The organism is Candidatus Acididesulfobacter guangdongensis (assembly GCA_004195045.1).
Taxonomy (GTDB): Bacteria; SZUA-79; SZUA-79; order Acidulodesulfobacterales; family Acidulodesulfobacteraceae; genus Acididesulfobacter; species Acididesulfobacter guangdongensis.
In genome coordinates this window covers 534,221-552,485 of sequence record SGBC01000001.1, presented here as the reverse complement: position 1 = coordinate 552,485, position 18,265 = coordinate 534,221, and the positions used below count along the sequence as shown (strand labels likewise).

Here is an 18,265-nt window from a genome sequence, read left to right as displayed (position 1 = left end):
TATTCTAAGCAATATCTAAGAGTTATCCATAAAAGCTTTCACCTCATCCTCGTCCCCATCTGACAATTATATCATCTCTTTATTTACATCAGGCCTAGATTTTGTGTTGGAATTATTCCCATATCTAAAAGTTTAGGTAACAAATTCTCAAATATCTTTTTAAGGTCGGCATTAGATAAATTTCTTAATATTATCTCATCATATCTATTGTTTTGTTCCGAATGCATTAAAGTTAAAGTATTCATTTCACATTATTGTTATACGCCTGCGCCTTGACAATTACCCTGTATCCGTAATAATTAGCCGTTGCCTTGCCGTATTGTCTTGCTTCTGCAACTACATTATTTATAACAAGTTTAATGCCGTTTGGCAAGTTATTCCAGCCCGCCTTATTGGTATTTATGACTTATTCTATGTAGAAAAATAAGCCGGATTACAGTCAAAATTAATATTAATTTGTTTTTTAAATATTATTATATTACGTACTATAAGTATAAACAAATTATTTTTCCAAAAAATTACAGAAACCCCCTGTATTTTTCGCATGGCGAGATAGTGTAGTCGTGCAGTCGTGCATGCAAACGCCGTATTCGGTAATATGCACGGGTCCTTTTCTAAAATATTACATTCCTGCACGGTAATAGGAATATGCTTTGCAACAGCGCTCCTAGGACCGAATAAGCTTAAAGACGTATCCAATTGTTCGGCTATCGCGACCATCTCATATTCGGACATATGATTATAAACCCTGTTTTGGTTAGGATTTGCCCGGCCGGCCCATTTTGCGATTTCCTGCTGCGAAAGAGCGCCGCGCTCGTGCCCATCGTATAACGAAAACGAACAGATAAATTTCTATCGCTTCGCCGGTTCTCTCGGAGTCTATATTTGCGACTTTAGCAATTTTTTAATAGTTTCGGTTATTAGACGATCAGCTACTGGCTGGTTGCTTTTGGACATGAAATCAAGCAGTATGGAAATTCCTGTTAAAGAAGTTTTCATAGCCGAATAAGATAAAGAGCGGTTTCTTACCTGCGTTGTTATATAAAGATTTGGATAAAAAAGAGGCGCCCCTGAATCAGATTATATAAGCAAACAATAACGTTCGCCGTTTGACATAACAAAACTTTTAATAGAATAATTTGATTTCATAGGGCACCTAAAATTAACATAATTTTAATGTACCGTATATCTTAATCTTTGCCAACAATTATTTACAAATTTATTTATGCTTAAAAAATGTAATATCAAAGCAATTTAATGACTTATATTAAAAATCATTACACTTTAGTAGTAGGTGCGTTTTAAAACGGCACATCCTCATCATCCGATGAATTACCAAGCGATTGTCCTGCAGGTTCATAATCGGCATTATTATTTTGGTTACTAGGTTTGCCTTTAGCGTTCCCGCCGCCGTTATAAGATTTTGCATAAGGAGCGCCGCTGTTGCGCTGGTCCGGCGCTTGCTCAAAATCATTTGCGGAACCTTTACTGCCGAGCATAATTACACTGCTCGCCACGATATCGGTACGGTAGCGTTTTATACCCTCTTTATCGTCATATGAACTATTTCTAATCTTTCCTTCAACGTAAACCTGCTTGCCTTTAGTGAGATAATTAGCTAAAGTTTCAGCTAATTTTCCGAATAATACGACATTGTGCCATGTTGTATTTTCAACCTTTTCTCCGCTTTTATCGTTATACGCTTCGCTTGTAGCTAAGGCAAATTTTAGAATACCTAATCCGTCCTGAGTATAGCTCAGTTCAGGGTCTTTACCTAAATTGCCTATTAACTGTACTTTGTTCAAACTTGCCATAAGACCTCCATTAGTTTGATTAATTCTAACATTATTAATGTAAATTTTTTTATTTAGTTATAAAATTTTTTATTATATTATGCAATAAATAATTATCATTGCAGTACAAATTTATTCCTGATTGCATAAAGTCTTTTAATTGATAATAAAATAGAAACGATAAATAATCAAGTTACAGTTATTTGAATTTTTTATTTAAAATATATTACAAATATATTAAATTTTCATTATTGTATTAATAATATTGTATAATATATTTGATTTAGCTATAATTACTTTCATTTTTATTGCAGTTTAAAAATTAGTCTAAAATAACCAAAATCTAACTTATTAAAAATATTAAAAATTAAAATTTATTTCCGAAGATGATGCAACGATGAAGCCTAAAGACACATTATACAGTTTTTTTTACTGGTTTATTATAATTATTAATACTATATTTTTCGGAACCGCCGCCATAGTAATTTCTTTTTTTGATTCATCGGGTATGAAAGCTCAAAATGTTGCAAAATTGTGGGCTAGAACAATTTTATACCTGCTTAATATCACTGTTGTTGCTGACGGTTTGTCAAATATAGACCGTAAATCTTCCTATCTTATAGTTTCCAATCATCAAAGTTATTTTGATATTTTTATACTGCTGTCGTATCTCAATGTAGATTTCAAATTCGTAGCAAAGTCGTCTTTGTTTAAGATACCATTTTTAGGATGGAGCATGAAAAGGTTAGGTTATATTTCAGTTGACAGAAAAAATTTGAAGAAAACTTTATCATTATTTAATCAAATTAATCTCAGCAATAAAGCTTCCGAAAATGTTTCAGATTCAGAACGGAAAAATAAAAAAAACGCCGCCGTATCCATTCTTATCTTTCCTGAAGGAACGCGTTCCGATGACGGCAGATTAAAAGATTTTAAAACAGCCGGATTGAAAAGATTTATTGAAATATTAAATTTGCCTATTTTGCCGGTTGTTATAAGCGGTACATTTGGTATTTTAAAAAAAAATTCGTTAAGGATTTATGGAGGAAAAACGGTACGGCTTAAGGTATTAAAACCAGTTTTAACTGAGACACATGGCACAAGATCAACTTCTGACTTAATTCAAAATATAGAAGGGAATATAAATAAAGAATTCTTTAGCTGAATAAAAAATTAACCTACTTATATGTTAATCAATTTTAGGCAATAAATTTCAAAAATAGCAAAATTAATTTTATTTTAAAATAAACAATGACGAGGTAATTCAATATTATGACAAGTGCGGCAAATAATGCAGTAAGCGCAGTAAGTGCGGTGAGTAATTTAGTAAACGGTACCGTAAATAATTTAAAAAATAATTCTGATACTAAAAATAGTTTAAAGATTATTCCGCTTGGAGGTTTAGGCGAGATAGGTCTTAACATGATGGTTTATGAGACTGAAAACGATATCATTATAGTTGACTGCGGGTTAATGTTTCCTGAAGACTATATGCTCGGAATTGATATGGTAATCCCCGATTTTAACTATTTGTACAGTAAAAAAGAAAAAATACGCGGGCTGCTGCTGACTCATGGACACGAAGACCACATAGGCGCGATTCCGTATCTCTTAAGAGAATTTAACATTCCTATATTTGGAACACCTTTTACCCTCGGCATACTTGAAGAAAAATTAAAAGAACATGATTTACCTACTAAATTTTATTTGTTTACCGTTAAAACAGGCGGTACAATCACCCTCGGCGATTTTAGCGTAGAATTTATAAGCGTAGCCCATTCTATAATAGACGGCGCATGCCTTGCTATCAGAACTCCGTTCGGGGTTATTATTCATACAGGAGATTTTAAATTAGACCAGTCTTTGGAGCAGTCTCAAATTACCAATATTAACAGGCTGGCATATTACGGAGATGAAGGCGTTTTAGCTCTTCTTTCTGATTCTACAAATGTTGAAAAAGACGGTTTTACAATCTCTGAAAAAGATATTAAAAAAACATTCAGAAACGTTTTTAGAGACCATAAAGGCAGGATAATCATAGCCCTTTTTGCTTCCAATATTCACAGGACTGCACAGCTGTTGGAACTGGCGAGAGAATTTAATAAGAAAGTTTTAATGAGCGGCAGAAGTTTAATAACATATACGAGAATTGCAAAAAGATTGGGTTATTTAGATTATTATGAAGACATTTTGATAGACGAAGAAGCGCTGCCGTATTTTGAACCGGAAGAAATGCTGATATTAACGACGGGAACGCAGGGTGAACCAATGTCTGCCTTATCCAGAATCTCTGTCGGCGACCATAAGTTTATAAAAATAAAGAATAATGACCTTGTTATTCTGTCATCAAAGTTTATACCCGGCAATGAAAAAGCAATTACGAAAATTATAAATAATTTATATAAAAAGGGCGCTGAAGTTCTGTACGAAAAAATATCCGCAATTCACGTGTCCGGTCATGCAAGCAAAGAAGAGCTGAAACTCATGATGAATATAACAAAGCCGCAATATTTTATACCTATACACGGAGAGCTTAGACACCTTTATCAGCACAAAAAAGTGGCAGTCGATATGGGTATAAGCTCTGCAAATATATTTACTATCGAAAATGGGGATGTTTTAAATTTTGATGCCTGCAATTGTTTAACAAAAGGAAATAAAGTTTATTCGGGCAGAATATTTGTCGACGGAAAAGGTATAGGCGATGTTGAAACCGGAACATTAAAAGAGCGGGCGCATTTATCGGAAAACGGCATGATAATAATAGTATTAGTTGTTGATTCCAAAACGGCAAATATTATTTCCGGACCGGAGATAACATCAAAAGGATTTGTGTTTGAAGATTATTTTAAAAGCTTATATAAAGATTTAAATGGTCAGGTCTTGAATATTATACGTTTAAATCAGGAAGAAAAGGGCGAAAATATAGACTGGGTAAAAGTAAAAGATGAGATCAGAAGGGTTATGAAAAAATATTTAAATAAAACAATCGACAGACAGCCTTTTATTTTTCCTATGATTATAGAAATTTAAAAATAAAAAAGGATGTTATAAAACAAATTTTTTTAATTAGCTTCAAAATAAAAAAATAGCGGTATAATATAATTAATAAAAGGTGTTTGTATCAGAATAATAAGAATTTAATGAGATATTAAAATATATTAACTTGAATATTAAAAAAGCCGTTGATTATGTCAGTAGCTCAATATAATAAATATTAATAAAATAAAAATATATTAAGTTAAATATATTAAGTTAAATATATTAAGTTAAATATATTAAGATAGTTCAACATCAAGGAGGTGATTCATATGGCATGCGCTTCAAAAAAAGGAGAAGGCACAAAAACAAAACCGCCGAAAACGAAAAGCAAATAAAGACTTTGTTTATCACACTCCCTCCCGTTTATTAACAATAAATAAAAGGGGGTGTGATAAATTTAGTATAATCTTCATATATTGGCTTTAACGCTGTCCGGTGTCTATTTTTATTATTACCCTTAATTCTGCAATAGAAAATATGTATGCATTTCTTTGCTCGGTTAAGCAAAATATGATGATATAAGCGCCTTTTCTTTTTTTATTAACCTTGCTGAATTTTTTGAATTATATATTCGCAAGATTAATGCCCACCGTAATATCTGAAACTATGCAGATATATTTTTTAATTTATAAAAATAAAACTTTTTAATTAATTTTTTTATTGATTATCGTTTTCTATTGTTTTATAATTATTGTCAACTGATAATAATTACTAATATGAATAAATTTTAATATCTAATATCTAATATTTGATGTCTGATATCCGGTATTTAGTGTTTAATATTAAACGTCGTTTTTAATTTAATTTAATTTAATTTAAAAAAAATTAATTATTAACTTTAACGGAGGTTGGTTGTTTATGGATGCATTAATTCTTGCCCGAATTCAATTTGGGCTCACGGCTTTTTTCCATTTTTTATACCCCCCTTTAACTATAGGGCTGGGCGCTTTACTCGTTATCACGGAAGGAATTTATGTTTATTCCAAGAACGAAGATTATCTTAAAATCACCAGATTTTTTGTAAAGTTGTTTGCAATAAACTTTGTTGTAGGGGTAGCCACAGGAATAGTTTTAGAATTTCAATTTGGAACAAACTGGGCTCAATATTCCGCTTTTGTAGGAACTATTTTCGGGTCGCCGCTTGCAATAGAAGGGCTTTTTGCTTTTTTTATGGAGTCTATTTTTGTCGGTGTTATGTTATTCGGCTGGAACAGACTATCCCCAAAGGCGCACTGGGTTTCTACCATACTTACCGCATTCGGCTCAGCCCTTTCAGGCGTTTGGATTATAGTTGCAAATTCATGGATGCAGACTCCTGCCGGTTATAAAATGGTAAACGGAAAGCCAATAATGACCAATTTTTTACATGTCGTATTTAATCCGTATTTTCCGGCGGAATTTACCCATACTATTATGGGGGCGTGGGAATACGGCGCATTTTTTATGGCTGGAGTCGCTTCATGGTTTTTAATTAAAAACAATAAAGATATGGTTATGAGAAAGGCTTTAAAAGTTGCAATAATTGCAGGAATATTTATTTCCGTCGTGCAGATTATTTTAGGAGACGTAAGCGCTAAAGAGGTTGTTAAGTATCAGCCGACAAAGCTTGCCATGATGGAGGCACAATGGCATACGCAGAAAGATGCTCCAGAAGTATTATTTACGATACCGGATGAAGCGCAGCAAAAAAATTATTTTGCGATAAAAGTTCCGTATCTTTTAAGTATGCTGGCGACAGGAAATCCCTATGGCAAGGTGATGGGGCTCGACAGTTCAATAAAATATATTGCGCACAAAGACCATATAACAAATTTGAAACCATCCATGTTTCCGGTAGATGCGGTTTATACCACGTTTCATATTATGATGTATATAGGTTTTTATTTGGCGGGGATTATGCTGATTGCTATAATACTTTACTGGAAAGATAGATTGTATGATAATAAGTTTTTCTTGAAGGTGTTATGGTATTCAACTTTTCTGCCACTTCTAGCGCTTGAAATGGGGTGGTGTACTACCGAAATAGGCAGACAGCCGTTTACTGTTTACGGGCTGCTAGAAACACAAAATTCTGTTTCCAAGAATGTGACCGTACCTGATTTAATTATATCTATAATAATGTTTATAACAATTTATCTAATTTTATTATCATTTGCCTTGTTTCTGTTTAAGAGAGAACTAAAAGGAAGACTGGAAGGCAAAGATGAAGTAAATATTAAACCGAAGGAGGCATGATTATGAGTTTTCAATTTTTACAAGTACTCTGGTTTATACTTATAGCCGTTATAATTTTAGGATGGGCTACGATGGATGGGTTTGATTACGGAGTAGGCTCATTGTTGGCGTTTATCGCCAAAGACGACAGAGAGAAAAAAATAGTAATAAATTCTATAGGTCCGGTATGGGATGGAAATCAAGTATGGCTTATTTTAGGCGGAGGTGCGATTTTCGCAGCTTTTCCGCAGGTTTACGCTTCGGTGTTCAGCGGTTTTTATCTTGCAATGATGCTTGTTGTATGGCTAATAATATTCAGAGCGGTTTCATTTGAATTTAGAAGCAGGATAGAAGATGAAAGCTGGAAAAAGCGCTGGGAAATTGTTATAACGGTAACAGGACTCGGCATAGGACTTTTGCTTGGGGTTGCTTTAGCTAATGTATTAAGAGGTATTCCTTTAAATAAAGAGCATGTGGATTTTGAATCATTATTCGGTTTGCTGAACATTTTTGCGATTGTCGGCGGGCTTATATCGTTATCAATGTTCTTAATGCACGGCTCTGCTTATCTTGTTATGAAGACTGAAGGAGAACTGCGGAAAAGGGCAAGAAATTACGGAACAAAATTTGCTTATGCCTATATAATACTTACGCTCATTTTTCTGTTGATTTCTCCTATATTTGCACCGAGGCTTCTTAATAACGGTCTGGGTATTTTAGGGGATCTCGTACCGGCAATAATGCTGATAGGAGCAATAGGCGTCATATTAGCTATGAAATCAAACAGCGATATAAGGCCTTTCATGTTCTCCGTTTTAAGTATAATCGGAACTGTTGCAAGCGTTGCAGTCGGTTTGTTTCCTGATATTGTACCTTCTACTATTAAAAGCAGCTACAGTCTTACGCTGTTTAATTCATCGTCTAATGAACTTACGCTTGTAGTAATGCTTATTGCGACGTTGATAGGGCTGCCTTTAGTTATATTATATTCAATTTATGCTTATAAGAGATTCGGGCTGAAAGTTAAATTAGACGAAGACAGCTATTAAATATTTATTTAATTGTTTAAATTATTTACTCGTTAAATGGTTTAATTTAAAAAATCCGCCTGGCTTTATTATTAAAACACTGTTTTCCTAAAACAAAAAGACCGTTTAGTTATCGAATTTGAATAACTAAACGGTCTTTTTTTAACTATACGTGCTGATATAAATATAATTTATTTCATATTTATTTTGCATCATTATCAGTATCTTCAAAGTCGTCAGGGTCTTCGCCTTTACTTTTTTTAGCCTGCCTTACTTTGGTCTTTTCAACCCTGTTGTCAATCCTCTTGATGACGCCGTTAAATAACCCTTCAACGGCAAAAATAACTTCTTTGTTAGCATTGCCGACATGTTCTACTACATCGGCAGGAATTCTGTCATAAAACGCATCAACTATTCTATGTCTGAAATCAGATCTTTTCTCTCTGAATGATTTTTCATCTTTTAACAACATAATTAAATACCTCCAAATTAATTTTAAATTTTAGCATCTATTTAGATAATTTTTAGTAAATAAATTTTAATAGAGATTTAATAAATATAAATCTATAAATATAAATCTATAAATATAAATCTATTTAAATCAACCGCCCCAGAATAAAAATACCCGCATACGGTATTTATAATTCTTACTAAATTTTAAGTTTAACTTAATTCTTACTTAATTTTAAGGCAGACAAATAACAACAGTGAAACCGCAGCAAACAGCCAACGAAATAATCTATACCTCTAATTATTATATCGCAAATCAATAACAAAAACAATATTATTGCAAATTATTGAATTATTGCATAAAAAAAATAGATTTCCGGTCTTTATTTTTTATTTTATTACGTTTAATTATTTATAATGATTTAATGAATTTCATAATGATTCGTCATTTTTATTCTCTTCAATTTTTTTCTTGATTTCATACCCGAGTTTTGCCGATATCGTTTTAGCTGCCGCAAGAGTCATTGGAATAATTATGTTGTCCAACCGTTCTTTTGTCGTTCTTATCAGCGGCGCCGAAATAGATATGCCGCCTATTATATGATCTGTATAGTCTCTTAATGGAACGCCTATACATATGATACCGCTGTCTAATTCTTCGTTATCTACTGCATAACCCTGCTTTTTAACCTTTTCAAGTTCTTCATATAATTTATTTTTATCTGTTATAGTATTTTTGGTATAGGGCTTTAATTCTGAAGGCAGCAATTTTTCTATAGCATCCCTAGATTCAAATGCTACCTGACATTTACCGATAGCAGTCGCATATATAGGCAGCATATTTCCAACCCTTGAAGCAACTTTTAAAACCTGGTCTGCTTCGATTATATCTAAATATATAACATTTTTTTCTCTTATTACTCCCACATAGGCGGATTCTTTAACATTATTTACAAGCGCTTTTAATACAGGTTCTGCGATGCTCAGCAGCCTGAGATGATGGATAAAAGATTGTCCAAGTTCAAGACTTTTCAGCCCGAGTCTGTAATTTTCCGTAAACGGATCCTGTTCTATGTATCCTTTGTATTCCAATGTTGCAAGAAGCCTGAATATTTTATTTTTGTGCAGTTTTAATATCTTGCTTAATTCACTGACGCCAAGTTCGGATTTATCGCCTTTAAAAGCTTCAAGCAGTTCAAATGCGTTTAAAACTGTTTTTATGATGTAGTTAGTTTTGTCTTTTTTCCCCTTGTGAATTGTTTCTTTTGTTTCTTTAAGATTTATTGTTTCTTTAGATTTTTTGATGTCTTTTACGGGCGTAGCCATTTTGTCCTCTTCGTAATCCATAATTTTAATTTATTTATAAGTTGATTTATAAATTTATACACAAACTGAACAACTGATTTCCAAGTCTATTATTTAACTGTCTATTATTTAACTATATCTTTATCTTTAAACCATATATTTAATTTATAATGCCGAGTATGAGGTTTGCCGATGTTTGCCAAAGATAAAAACACCTGTCCGTCATTAGTCATTTATAAATAAAACAGATTTTTACAATTTCGCATAAACGGCATATTGTACATTATATTATAAAAGATAAACTTATACATTCAATTATAATATAAATTATATTAAAATTTAACTAAAAAATAAAAAAGCTGTATAAGGTTAAGTATAATATAAATTATATTAAAATTTAACTAAAAAATAAAAAAGCTGTATAATTTAAGTATAAAATAAGTTTAATAAATATTATATAATATAATTAAAATAAAAGTTTAACGTTATATAATCTAAAATTAATTTAAATATTTTTATATATTATTATATATACCGATAAGATTATGAAAAACAATAAAGAAATAAATAATGAAAGATTATTATGGCTGACTAACGCAACGGAAAAAACATTGAATATGATAATTAACAGCGGCAATTACAGCGGCGCAGGAGTCAATAGTCAAACAGAAAACCGGTTTGGAATATTTATACGGAAAGAAATTCTGAACGGAATAGATAAATTATTAGATACAGATTTTACTGAATTTATAATTTATGATGTTATAAGCAAAAAAATTAAAAACGCTGTTTTTTCAGATAATTGGGATAAAAATATAAAAGTCAGCTCTATTGCGCCTGAGCCTACAAAATTTGTTAAAATCAAAATCTCTGAAAATATTCTGGGAATTTTTAACTATCAAAATGATGAATATGCAACGGAAGTTTTTAAAAAAATGGATGTCAGGGATATAATATTATATAGTTTTAACGGCGCAAACAGCAATAGATTTCTGGCAGTCAGCGGCGTTGTCAAAAGAAATAAAAATTTTTTTAAAAATGACGCAGATTTTTATAAAAACGCTATGACTTTGTTTGCGGCTGCATATGAGATGCAGCAATTATATGAAAAATTAAATAGTTCGTTAAAGTTAGAAAAATTAAATAAAAAACTTAATCTGATAAATAATCTGGCATATAATTTGTCTTTAGCTTATTGTATAGAATATGCGTTAAAAATATTTGCGGAAGCTTTATTTTCAATAAAAACTAATAAAATAGAGAAAATAAAATCAATACATATCAATATATTTGATTCGCTGCATAAAAAAACGTTGACCTCTATGATATATTTAAGAGATAAAAAACCTGTATTTTCGCATCCTGTAGATTATAAAGAGTATGTCGGGAATTGTAAGCTGTTCCGTGACGATATAATTGTTAATAATAAACAATGTCAACCTCATACATATGCAGGAAATAATAATAAAGGCGGCGCTGAAGTTTACAACAGATTCAAATCCGATGAATCTGCCGAAGTTGGGGAAACAGATGAACAATTTACAATATCAGGAGAAAATATTTGCGGTACTGAAAACGCAGCATTAAAAAATGTATTAAATAATAACGACAAAAAAGAGGTCTCTTTTGTTGATAATTGCGAATTTCACGGTACCGACGGAAGTTATAACTGTTATCCTATCAATATATCGGGATGCATTAGCGGGTCGGTAAACATAGAATCAGATTACGATGCTTTTTTTTCAAAAAATATCCAGGGGCTAATTACCGAAATAATTAATATAGCCGCTCCTTTTTTTGCTAAATTAATATTAATAGAATATAATAAAGAATTGGCGATTACCGACTCATTGACCGGAATATACAACCGCAGATTTATGTACGAATTTGCCAAAATGGAAATAAGCAGGGCTATAAGAAATAAATCTCCTTTGTCTTTTGGCATAATAGACATAGATAAATTTAAAGAGATTAACGATACATACGGTCATTATATCGGGGACAGCATACTAAAAGAATTCGCAGATGATTTGCGGAAGTTATTTATGAGAAAGCAGGACCTGATTACGCGGTACGGCGGCGACGAATTTATCGTTATTTTACCGGAAACCGACAGAGATAACGCAGCTGTTCTTCTGAATAGGTTTAATGATTTTGTTGCTCATAAAGTTTATATGCCTAACAGTATTGAGAATATTAAGATTAATTTGACCGTTTCCATAGGCGGTTCTTCTTTTTCACCTGAGACAGCAGATATTGGCGATACAGAAAGAAAAAAGGGTAACTATAAAACAAATACGGTCGACTCTGCTATAAATACTATAAATACGGAAGTGCAATTGTTACAAGGCGGCAAAAAAAATAAGAATAAAAATGCGTCAGATAATAAAGCAAACATCGAACATGACGGACAGGGCGAAAATTACGCTGATGAAAATATATCGATAATTGAAGGTCTTTTTAAAATTGCCGATGCAAATTTATATAAAGCAAAAGAAATGGGAAGAAATACTGTCGTAATATGATATAAAAAAACAATAGAAATTAATAAATATAGGCAAATATAATAGACAATTATAATAGGCAAATATAAATATATAGACAAATATATAAATAGATATAAGAAACAGATATAAGAAACGATTGTAAATATTAATAGACGGCTGCTTATTATAATTATGGGAAATAATTTGGGAAATAATTATGAAAGATAATTTAAGAAAGATAAGTCTGTTCAAAAACGGACCGGATTATCTCGTGTGCCTGATATGTGCCCACAGATGTAAAATCAAAGAAAATAAACTTGGAGTGTGTAAGACTATAACAAATAAAGAGGGCAGCCTATACTCAATAAATTACGGAATAATTGTCGCAGAAAGTACTGACCCGATTGAAAAAAAACCTCTTTTTCATTTTTTACCCGGAAGTTTTTCGTATTCTATTGCTTCCCCCGGATGCAACTTCAGATGTCTTGGATGTCAGAATGCAGATATTTCTCAAACATACAGGGATGAAAATTATGACGAATTTTTAAATTATTTTAAAAATATGAAAAGAACTTTGCCTGATGAAATTATAAAAAAAGCTTTAACTGCAGGTGCTTCTTCTATTTCTTATACATATACGGACCCGGCGGTGTTTTTTGATTACAGTCTGGAAACTATGCGTCTTGCCCATAAGGCGGGATTGAAAAATATTTTTGTAACCAACGGATATTATACGCACGAGTCTGCAGAAGCAACAAAAGGTCTGCTCGATGCCGCAAATGTTGATATTAAATTTTTTAAAGATGAGAGTTACAGGCGGGTATGCGGCGGCACTTTAAAACCGGTTTTGGAATCCATAAAAGAATTTTATGCGATGGGTGTTCATTTGGAATTAACAACATTATTAATTGATGATTATAATAATAACGATGAAGAAATTAAATCAATAGCAGATTTTATTAATTCGATTAATAAAGATATTCCATGGCATATTTCAAGATTTTTCCCATTATATAAAATGAAAGACGGTCATATCACCAATGAAAAAAGTTTAGCTAATGCTTATGATATAGGCAAAAATGCCGGATTAAATTATATTTATATAGGCAATGTAATTTCTGAAAAATTCGAGAATACATATTGTCCGTCCTGTAAAAAACTATTGATTGAAAGGAGCGGTTATAATATAATTGAAAATAATATAACGTCCGAAGGCAAATGTAAATTTTGCGGTTATAAAATATTTGGTGTTTTCAAATAATTTGTTATTTATATAATTTTCTGAATATAATAATATGGACAACAAGAATAGTAAGGATAGTAAAACATGGAAAATAGATACGCTGTCTTTTTCAGGATTATTAAAATGGGAACAAATAGATTTTCTGGTAGAAAAGGTAAAAAATTCCAATAAAAATTGGTATTATAATTATACACAGATTGATGAGCCGACAGTGGAGATTAGCGCGGAAGAAGCAGGTATTTTTTTAAAAGAACGTTCTGATGAAATCAGAGTTCTTGACGAGGTCTGCGGATGGTTTTATGTACATACCACGGACAATCCTGACACAATTAAAATATATCATCCTAAAATGTCTGGAGGAAGCAGCTGTTCTATTATTACGCCTCCGCCGTGGATTATAGTTTCGATTGAGCAGCCTGAAGATATTGCCAATCTTGAAAGCTATAAGCCTATTATAAAAAAAAGCAAAAAGGGAATTTTTAAATATTTCGGAAAATAAACATTAAATAATAATTGAAAAATAAACATTGCAAAATAAACAGTAGACGGCAATTAGTTGATATGTCGACAACAATATAAATAATATAAATATACAGGGCAGAAATAGAACATAAAATTTTAACAAAAAAATTGACAAGTTTATGTTCAATAAAAACTTGCGATTTACATCGGTATATTATATAATATGCATAAAATGCAACGTAGATATGTATTAGATATGTGGAATACGCAATTAATAAAAAACAAAGCGTATTATTATATAAGATACATGAAATGCTACAGGCAAAGGCAAGAAAGGCAGCAGCAATAAATAAATCAAAATAAATAAATAACAAATCAATCCGCACCAAAAAATTGGGGGATCGTCTAGCGGCAGGACCTGGGACTCTGACTCCCATTACGGAGGTTCGAATCCTTCTCCCCCAGCCATTCAAAAAACTGTTCAAAATTAACTGTGTTTTGAAATATTCAGTAGTTCAAGCAGATCACGACCGAAGGGAGTCATCCTTCTCCCCCCCAGCCAGGCGAGTTGTTGGGACACAGGACAACCCAGATGACGAAGCGGTATAGCTATTTAGTGCCATAATCTTGGTTGTCCAAATTTGGAACTAAATTCCATTTTCTTTTTTATGGGCGAATTTATAACTTTGATTTTTGTATTTTTATAATATAAACTATATACAGTATCTTGATAAAAGGTGGATTATGAGCACTAAAGAATTACTTTTAAATGAAATAGAGCATTTTCCGGAGCCTTTTCTTGACGAGGTTTTAGATTTTATGAATTTTTTGAAAACAAAATCCGTTCAGGAAAGACTTGAAGCTTCCGTTTTAAGCGAGTCCTCTCTTAAAAAAGACTGGCTGAAGCCGGAGGAAGATAAGGCATGGCAGAATTTGTAAAAGGCGATATTGTCGTAGTGCCTTTCCCTTTTTCCGATTTGAGCCAGGCTAAAAGACGCCCCGCCCTAGTAATTTCAAAATTTGTTTATTGCATAATATAAAAAGAATTAAACAAAATATATTAAACGGTTCAAAAGGCAGAATGCCATATTCATGGTTATATTACAACTTAGTAAAAAATGTATCGAAAGATAAAACAATACATTCATGTCAGATATCGGTTGGATTAACGGAAAAATTACTAAAGGCTTTCACAAAAGAAGAGGATATAGTTTTAATTCATTTTGGAGGTCCAGGCAATGAAATATTATTAGCTAAACAATTCAATAGGCATTATATTTCGGCAGAAATAGATAAAATTTATTATAATATGATACTAAAAAGAATTATTATATTTAATTATTTTATTAAAAGCTATAGCATAAAAAAATTTAATTAATCAAAAATAAAATTGGCAAAATACTGTTATAATATATAGTTGATAAATCTATAAATATTGCAGCCTGCTATATCATTATACATCAGTGCATTTTAACAATGTATTTAAGGGTTGCCTTCCGTTTCCATTTCCGCTTTTTCTTCCATTTCTGTTTTTTTTAGTAACATCCGGCGGGATTCAGGTCTATTGACAAGAAATATGCCTGTCAAAATAAAAAAACCGCCTATAATCATTTGCAAATTGACTGGTTCGCTTAATAAAATTAATCCAGACAAAACTCCGAACAGCGGAACTAAAAATAAAAAAGAACTGACCTTTCCTGGGTTATTTTTCTGAATTAAATAAAACCAGATTCCAAATTGCACAATGGAACTCATAATAGCAAGCCAAAGAACAATTAAAGCAAATGAAAAATTAAAAACCACATACGGATGCCCGAAAATTTCACTGATAAAGAGCAGCAATATTCCTCCAATCAGCATTTGATAAGCGGTAAGCACCCAAATGTTTATAAAACTAGCCACCCGCTTAACCAACAATGTGGTTATTGCCCAAAATACCGCTCCAGATAGCGCTATCCACACGCCTACTCGATAATAAGGGTGAAATCCAATTAGTATTACTACACCGATAAAGCCGACAATAACCCCAATCCACTGCAGCAAACGATACCGCACGCCAATAAATGCACTAAATAAAACAACTAATATAGGGTTTACAAATATTAAAATAGAGGATTCCCCCGCAGTGATGGTGCGCAAACTCAAAAAAATAGCTCCGAAAACACCCGTTGTTTGAAAGAATCCAATCACTGCAACGTAAAGCCATTCGCTTGGATGTTTTGGATGAGGCATTCGCATAAATCCGACAATGAAAGCCAGCAATAGTCCAGCCAGAATGAAACGTATCGCAGCAAACATTAAAGGTGATGCATACATGTCACCCATTTTAATTACTGAAAAAGCCGACCCCATCAGCGCAGTGGATAACACAATCAATATAATAAACTTTAAACTATTCATAAAAACCCTCGCTGCAATAATAAATTCCGATAATTTTGTCTTCTATCGTTAATCTGCTATTTTAAGTTGGCGAGCCATTCATCCGTTCCGATTACCCTGCCAAACCGCACCTGAGTTACCAATATAGCCCTGTGCAGTTCTTCGGCAGTAACGGAACCGGCATAATTTGACACTGAAAGAGTTCCGGTAGCGTCTGACAAAAACTCCACGCCGTAACCGCGGTGAAATGCGCTCCTTGCCGTAGAATCGCAGCAGTTCTGGGTCATATATCCGATTATCGTAACTGTATCCGCGTTTATGTCCTTAAGCCATTTATCTAATATCGTGTCTTTAAAACTGTCGGGAAAGTTTTTTTCTATTAAAATATCACTGCGCCGTTTTGCAATTTCAGGGTGAAGTTCCCATTCATAGCTTCCTTTTCTAAAAACAGGGGATTCAGGAGATATTGCCGAATTTTGGATAATCGCCGTAGCTATTTTATTTTCCATTGCAGCATCCATAATTCTAAGGATATTGTTAAAACTGCCTGAAGGGTGCGATACCGGCAGTTTACCGGTAAAATATTCATTTTGGACATCTATAACGATTATAGCGCGTTTCATAATCCCTCCTGGTATAATGTTCACTGTAATTATCATGAACATATTTGTTAATTTGATTGATTTTGTTAAAATGTTTATAAATTTGTAAAATTAAATCTAAAAACTATTCTTAAAATATTAATTTTAAATATGGACTTAATATAGGATATACTATTGACTTTGCTATTACAAACGATTATTATTGATATTATTAATCATTTTTAATGATGATAGTTAAAATATAATTAAACATTTTAAACATAATATATAATGAACTAATATTATATGGATTTGAATATTTTAAAAATATTTTATGCGGCTGCGAAAGAAGAAAGTATTACAAAGGCTGCGGCTAAGCTTAACTATGTCCAGTCGAACGTTTCGGCAAGAATAAAACAGCTTGAAGAAGAGCTTGGAGTACCTCTTTTCTACAGAACTGGAAGAAGAATTGTTTTAACCCCTGCGGGTAAAATATTGTTCTCATTTGCTGAAAAGATAGTTAATATCGAAAAAGAGGCAGAAAAAGCGGTAAAAGAAACATCAGGCGACGATGCCGGCATTGCCGTCGGTTTTATGGAAACCGTCGCCGCCGTGAAATTGCCGCCTATCCTTATAACCTACAATAAAAATTTTCCAATGTCCTCTTTAAAACTTGTAAGCGGTTCAACGGAAGAATTGCTTTTAAAAGTCTTAAGCTATGAACTAGAAGGAGCCTTCGTCGGGGGTCCGGTAGAACATCCAGATATAGAAGAGCATTCCGTATTCGAAGAAGAACTTGTAATACTTTCAAATGAACAAGTTGATGATTTAGCGGATAAAAATATAGTGGTTTTTAAAAAGGGATGTGCTTACAGAAGAAGGCTTGAAAAATTTTATGAAGGTTGCGGCATATTTTCTTATAAGATATTTGAATTTGGTTCTATCGAAGCTATACTTGCCTGCGTTTCCGCAGGAATGGGGGTAACTATGCTGCCGCTCTCAGTCGTAAAAGAAAAAGGATACAAAAACTTAAAAATAATACCGCTTTCGGACGGCAGAGGCAAAATGACGACGGTATTTATAAAAAGGAGGGATACTCTGATGACAAAAGCCTTATCCAATTTTTTAAAAATAGCGGAAGAACTTAAATGAATAATTATATTCGTTAACTGAAAAAACTCTATAGCTAAAAAACTCAGTACACAATATTTTGATTATTTCTTGCAATGACAAATACAAGCCGATATTCTCGTTTGGCCGCATATGCATACACGCTTTCATA

At 32.5% G+C, this 18,265-nt stretch carries 16 protein-coding genes, 1 tRNA gene and 1 pseudogene; 12 read left to right on the top strand and 6 right to left on the bottom strand.

The genetic code is table 11. The features are described from left to right. Positions 1–411: 411 nt before the first annotated feature. Both EVJ46_02620 and EVJ46_02615 read right to left on the bottom strand, forming a co-directional pair. Positions 412–735 carry a hypothetical protein gene (locus EVJ46_02620; GenBank protein ID RZD17140.1) on the bottom strand — a complete coding sequence of 108 codons (324 nt, stop codon included), beginning with the start codon at positions 733–735 and terminating at the stop codon, positions 412–414. A 566-nt stretch (positions 736–1,301) separates the two neighbouring features. Beyond that, positions 1,302–1,814, bottom strand: a complete 513-nt coding sequence (locus EVJ46_02615; protein RZD17139.1) for a single-stranded DNA-binding protein — start codon at positions 1,812–1,814, stop codon at positions 1,302–1,304. 376 nt (positions 1,815–2,190) lie between these two features. On the opposite strand from EVJ46_02615, the gene EVJ46_02610 reads away from it, so the two are divergent. From EVJ46_02610 to cydB, 4 genes are all read left to right on the top strand, one after another. Further along, on the top strand, positions 2,191–2,958 hold the full coding sequence (locus EVJ46_02610; protein ID RZD17138.1) for a 1-acyl-sn-glycerol-3-phosphate acyltransferase: 768 nt from the start codon (positions 2,191–2,193) through the stop codon (positions 2,956–2,958). 107 nt (positions 2,959–3,065) lie between these two features. After that, positions 3,066–4,826, top strand: coding sequence for a ribonuclease J (locus EVJ46_02605; GenBank protein ID RZD17137.1), 1,761 nt, complete (start codon positions 3,066–3,068; stop codon positions 4,824–4,826). Between the two features lie 867 nt (positions 4,827–5,693). Next, positions 5,694–7,070 carry a cytochrome ubiquinol oxidase subunit I gene (locus EVJ46_02600; protein ID RZD17136.1) on the top strand — a complete coding sequence of 459 codons (1,377 nt, stop codon included), beginning with the start codon at positions 5,694–5,696 and terminating at the stop codon, positions 7,068–7,070. Then, the gene (gene cydB, locus EVJ46_02595; protein ID RZD17135.1) at positions 7,067–8,098 is read left to right on the top strand and encodes a cytochrome d ubiquinol oxidase subunit II; all 1,032 of its coding nucleotides are present in this window, start codon (positions 7,067–7,069) and stop codon (positions 8,096–8,098) included. The genes EVJ46_02600 and cydB overlap by 4 nt, the downstream gene beginning before the upstream one ends. A gap of 181 nt (positions 8,099–8,279) precedes the next feature. Here the strand turns inward: cydB and EVJ46_02590 are convergent, their stop codons facing one another. Together EVJ46_02590 and EVJ46_02585 are read right to left on the bottom strand one after the other, a co-directional pair. Further along, on the bottom strand, positions 8,280–8,549 hold the full coding sequence (locus tag EVJ46_02590; protein RZD17134.1) for a hypothetical protein: 270 nt from the start codon (positions 8,547–8,549) through the stop codon (positions 8,280–8,282). 410 nt (positions 8,550–8,959) lie between these two features. Then, entirely contained in the window at positions 8,960–9,853 is an 894-nt protein-coding gene (locus tag EVJ46_02585) for an IclR family transcriptional regulator (protein ID RZD17451.1), read from the bottom strand. 524 nt (positions 9,854–10,377) lie between these two features. Between EVJ46_02585 and EVJ46_02580 the strand changes: the two genes are divergently transcribed. The 7 genes and pseudogenes from EVJ46_02580 to EVJ46_02550 all read left to right on the top strand — a co-directional run bounded on the left by EVJ46_02580 (position 10,378) and on the right by EVJ46_02550 (position 15,401). Beyond that, positions 10,378–12,357 (top strand): GGDEF domain-containing protein, encoded by a 1,980-nt coding sequence (locus EVJ46_02580; GenBank protein ID RZD17133.1) that lies wholly within the window; start codon positions 10,378–10,380, stop codon positions 12,355–12,357. Between the two features lie 178 nt (positions 12,358–12,535). Then, positions 12,536–13,579 (top strand): AmmeMemoRadiSam system radical SAM enzyme, encoded by a 1,044-nt coding sequence (amrS, locus tag EVJ46_02575; protein RZD17132.1) that lies wholly within the window; start codon positions 12,536–12,538, stop codon positions 13,577–13,579. A gap of 34 nt (positions 13,580–13,613) precedes the next feature. After that, entirely contained in the window at positions 13,614–14,060 is a 447-nt protein-coding gene (locus tag EVJ46_02570) for a hypothetical protein (protein ID RZD17131.1), read from the top strand. A 357-nt stretch (positions 14,061–14,417) separates the two neighbouring features. Beyond that, positions 14,418–14,491 (top strand) — tRNA-Gln (locus tag EVJ46_02565). Positions 14,492–14,767: 276 nt separating this feature from the next. Further along, on the top strand, positions 14,768–14,962 hold the full coding sequence (locus EVJ46_02560) for a DUF2281 domain-containing protein (protein RZD17130.1): 195 nt from the start codon (positions 14,768–14,770) through the stop codon (positions 14,960–14,962). Further along, positions 14,947–15,039 (top strand): annotated as a pseudogene (locus tag EVJ46_02555) (type II toxin-antitoxin system PemK/MazF family toxin). The gene EVJ46_02560 and the pseudogene EVJ46_02555 overlap by 16 nt, the downstream one beginning before the upstream one ends. A gap of 65 nt (positions 15,040–15,104) precedes the next feature. Continuing rightward, positions 15,105–15,401, top strand: coding sequence for a hypothetical protein (locus EVJ46_02550; GenBank protein RZD17129.1), 297 nt, complete (start codon positions 15,105–15,107; stop codon positions 15,399–15,401). Positions 15,402–15,505: 104 nt separating this feature from the next. Here the strand turns inward: EVJ46_02550 and EVJ46_02545 are convergent, their stop codons facing one another. Together EVJ46_02545 and EVJ46_02540 are read right to left on the bottom strand one after the other, a co-directional pair. Beyond that, positions 15,506–16,423: a DMT family transporter gene (locus EVJ46_02545; protein ID RZD17128.1), complete on the bottom strand. Its 918-nt coding sequence runs from the start codon at positions 16,421–16,423 to the stop codon at positions 15,506–15,508. Between the two features lie 56 nt (positions 16,424–16,479). Then, a complete protein-coding gene (locus EVJ46_02540) occupies positions 16,480–17,025 on the bottom strand; it encodes a cysteine hydrolase (GenBank protein ID RZD17127.1) in 546 nt (181 codons plus the stop codon). A gap of 264 nt (positions 17,026–17,289) precedes the next feature. Here EVJ46_02540 and EVJ46_02535 point away from each other — a divergent pair, with 264 nt between their 5' ends. Next, complete coding sequence (locus tag EVJ46_02535; GenBank protein ID RZD17126.1) at positions 17,290–18,135, top strand: LysR family transcriptional regulator; 846 nt, start codon at positions 17,290–17,292, stop codon at positions 18,133–18,135. The last annotated feature ends 130 nt before the right edge of the window (positions 18,136–18,265 follow it).